General features: G+C 67.8%; 4 protein-coding genes. All 4 read left to right on the forward strand.

Annotation, left to right across the window (positions count from 1 at the left end; translation table 11 throughout):
* Positions 1 to 839, forward strand: an 839-nt coding sequence (locus ACIHCL_RS36835) for an extracellular solute-binding protein (protein WP_399868914.1), incomplete at its 5' end; no start/stop codon positions are given.
* Positions 840 to 948: 109 nt separating this feature from the next.
* Positions 949 to 1,854: a carbohydrate ABC transporter permease gene (locus tag ACIHCL_RS36840; protein ID WP_399868915.1), complete on the forward strand. Its 906-nt coding sequence runs from the start codon at positions 949 to 951 to the stop codon at positions 1,852 to 1,854.
* Positions 1,855 to 1,856: 2 nt separating this feature from the next.
* Entirely contained in the window at positions 1,857 to 2,807 is a 951-nt protein-coding gene (locus tag ACIHCL_RS36845; RefSeq protein ID WP_399868916.1) for a carbohydrate ABC transporter permease, read from the forward strand.
* Between the two features lie 6 nt (positions 2,808 to 2,813).
* Positions 2,814 to 3,842, forward strand: a complete 1,029-nt coding sequence (locus ACIHCL_RS36850; protein WP_399868917.1) for an NAD-dependent epimerase/dehydratase family protein — start codon at positions 2,814 to 2,816, stop codon at positions 3,840 to 3,842.
* The last annotated feature ends 1 nt before the right edge of the window (position 3,843 follow it).

A 3,843-nucleotide genomic window follows, 5' to 3' on the forward strand; every position in this document is an offset into this window, starting at 1 on the left:
TGGTCGACGGCAAGGCGCTCGCCACCCCGATCCTGACCAGCGCCAACCCGCTGATCTGCGACAAGCGGGTGTTCGCCGCCATCGGCGAGAAGAACTACCCGACGACCTGGGCGGAACTGGAGGCGCTGGGCCCGAAGCTGAAGGCGAAGGGCTACTACGCCACCAGCTTCTACGGCGACACCCAGCAGACCCTCAACATGACCTTCTACCCGCTGCTGTGGCAGGCGGGCGGCGACGTCTTCTCCGAGGACGGCAAGACCGTCACCTTCAACGACGCGGCCGGTGTCAAGGCGCTGACGTACCTGAAGAAGCTCGTCGACGGCGGCTACACCGACAAGGACCAGATCACCACCACGCCGAAGCTGGAGCAGACCCCGACCGCCAAGGGCAAGATCGCCTGCACCTGGCAGAACACCCCCACCGACGTCGAGCCGTTCTGGGGCAAGGAGAACATCGTCGTCCAGCCCCCGCTGAAGGACGTGGAGCCGGTCGGGTACGGCACGGTGGGCGCCCTGTCCATGCTGAAGGGCGCCGACAAGAAGAACACCGGCGACTGGCTGAACTTCGTCGCCGAGTCGAAGAACGCGGCCGGCCTGCAGAAGGAGGCCGGCTACTTCCCGGCCCGCACGTCCGGCGGCGACCTGTACCCGGACGACGCGCTGCAGTCGGCGGTCGGCGCGACGCTGCCGAGCATGACCGTGGGCCCGCTCCACGACAAGGCGCGTGAGGTCCAGGGCGTGCTGGCGCCGGAGATCCAGGCCGCGCTGCTGGGCAAGAAGAGCCCGCAGGAGGCGCTGGACGCCGCGCAGAAGGCCGCGCAGGCGATGCTCGGCCGCTGATACCGGGTGCGGGGCCAAAATCCGGCCGCACCCGGATCCCGGCCCCGCACCCCCAGGGGCGGCCCCCACCGCCCCCGCCCCTTTCCCCCTGTACCGCAAGGAGATCCCCGTGGCAGTCGTCGCGGAACCCACCCGCCGGGGCCGTCGCAGCGGGCCGCAGGCGCGCCGCGAGGCCCGGATCGGCCTGCTGTTCGTCCTCCCGTGCTTCCTGCTCTTCCTCGCCTTCCGGTTCGGTCCGGGCATCGCCGGTGTGCTGATGAGCTTCACCGACTACACCCTGACCGGCGGCGGCAGCTTCATCGGACTGGAGAACTTCACCCGCCTGTGGGACGACCCCCTGTTCTGGCAGGCACTGAAGGTCACCGTCCTGTACACCGTGCTCGCCGTGCCGGGCACGCTCATCGCGTCGGTGTCGCTGGCGCTGATCACCCGTCGTGCGTTCCGTGGCGCGAAGTTCTTCCGGTCGGTGTTCTTCCTGCCGGTCGTCACTTCGCTGGTGCTGGCGGCCACCGTCTTCGTGTGGATCTTCTCGACCGGTGGTCCGTGGTCGAAGCTGATGGGCCTGTTCGGGATGTCCGAGGGCTCCTGGCTCTCCGACGACGTGCTGGTGCTGCCCGCGCTCGCCATCGTCGGCATCTGGTCCCGCTTCGGCTACGGGATGCTGATCCTGCTGGCCCGGATGCAGGACATCCCCCGGGAGCTGGAAGAAGCAGCGCTCACCGACGGCGCCGGTGCCTGGCAGCGGTTCCGGTACATCGTGCTGCCCCAGCTCAAACCCGCCCTGTTCTTCCTCGCCGTGATCGAGACAACAGCCTCGTTCCAGGTCTTCGACGCCGTGTACACGATGACCGGCGGCGGACCCGCCAACGCCAGCTACACGCTCGTCTTCCAGCTCTACGACGCCGGCTTCAAATACTTCGACCTGGGCTACGCCTCCGCCATCGGGGTCGCACTGTTCGCACTGACCGTGGTGGTCGCACTGATCCAGCGGCTCGTGATCGGGAAGGACCAGTGACCATGACCGCAGCACCCACGAAGACCGCGCCCCCGCCCCCCACCGGCACAGCCCCCGCGACACCCGACCGGGCCGCACGCCGGGCCGAACGCCGCCTGCGTAAACTCGCGGAGCGCGAAACCGTCCCCTACGGCATGCGCCCCACCCGGGCCGGCCGCATCGGCCGCGCCGTCCTGCTGACAGCGGCCGCACTCATCACGGTCTTCCCCTTCTACGCCATGGTCGTACTCTCGCTCAAGCCGTCCGCAGCCGTCGAGTTCCCCGGCAGCCTGCTGCCCTGGCCACTGAGCGGCGAGGCCTACGACACCGTCATGAACGCCCAGGACGTACCACGCTGGCTGCTCAACACCCTCCTCTACTCCGTCGTCTCGGTCATCGGCGTACTACTGCTCGCCTCACTCGCCGGGTACGCCTTCGCCAAGAAGCGCTTCCCGGGCCGGGAGACAATGTTCTGGTCGTTCCTGTCCATGGTGATGGTCCCCTACCACGTCACGATGATCCCGACCTTCGCCATGATCGCGAAACTGGGCGGCGTGGACACCTACTGGGGCCTGATCCTGCCGACACTGGCCAACGCCCAGGCCGTCTTCCTGATGCGCCAGTTCATCCAGGGACTACCGGACGAACTCTTCGAGGCCGCCCGCCTCGACGGCTGCAACGAATGGCAGATCTTCTACCGCATCGTCCTGCCACTGCTCAAACCGATCCTCGCCACCCTCGGCATCTTCGTCTTCCTGTGGCACTGGAACGACTTCCTGTGGCCACTGGTCATCGGCCAGTCCACCGACATGCGCACCCTCACCGTCGGCATCGCCTCGCTCCAGCAACAAAACGTACCGCTCAACGTGGTGCTCTCCGGCTCCGTCATCGCGTTCGTGCCCATCTTCGCCGCCTACCTGGTGGGCCAGCGCTACTTCACCGAGGGCGTCACCGCATCCGGAATCAAGGGATAACAACACATGTTCACCGATGAAGCCGCACTCGAAGAACGGCTCGCCACCCCCACCCCCGCACTCACCACGGACCTGACCCGCCTCGAAGGCGACCTGCTCGTGCTCGGCGCCGGCGGCAAAATGGGCCCCAGCCTCTGCCGACTCGCCCGCCGCGCCCTGGACGCCGCAGGCCGCACCGACCTGACCGTGTACGCCGTCTCCCGCTGGTCCGACCGCTCCGCCGCCGAGGCCCTTCAGGCCGACGGAATCTCCACCGCCGCCTTCGACCTCATGGACCCCGCCGCCGACCTGGCCACACTGCCCGACGCCGGGAACATCGTCTTCATGGTCGGCGCCAAATTCGGCTCCGCCGCAGCCCCCTCCCACGCCTGGGCCGTCAACGCCGCACTGCCCGACCGGGTAACACGCCGCTGGCCCCACGCCCGCATCGCCGCATTCTCCACCGGCAACGTCTACCCACTCGTACCGGTCTCCTCCGGCGGCAGCACCGAGACCGACCCCGTCGGCCCGCTCGGCGAATACGCCATGTCCTGCCTCGGCCGCGAACGCATCTTCAGCCACGCCGCACTCACCCGCGGCACCCGGATCACCAACATCCGCCTCAACTACGCCGTCGACCTACGCTACGGCGTCCTCGCCGACATCGCCCACCGAGTCCAAGCCGGCAAACCCGTCGACGTCACCACCGGCCACGCCAACATCGTATGGCAGGGATACGCCAACGAAGTAGCCCTGCGCTCCCTGCTACACGCCACCAACGAGCAACCCTTCACCCTCAACCTCACCGGCCCAGAGACCGCATCAGTACGCCGCATCGCCCACTGGTTCGGCCAGGAATTCGACCAACAACCAATCATCAAGGGCGAAGAAGCACCCACCGCCCTACTCTCCGACGCAAGCCACTGCCACGCCCTGTTCGGCTACCCGGACACCCCCCTACGCACCCTCATCGAATGGCAAGCCGACTGGCTGCGCCGCGGCCTGCCACTGTCCGGCAAGCCCACCAAGTTCCAGGTCCGCGACGGAAGGTTCTGAT

This window comes from Streptomyces sp. NPDC052042, assembly GCF_044548345.1.
In the GTDB taxonomy this organism is placed as follows: Bacteria; Actinomycetota; Actinomycetes; order Streptomycetales; family Streptomycetaceae; genus Streptomyces.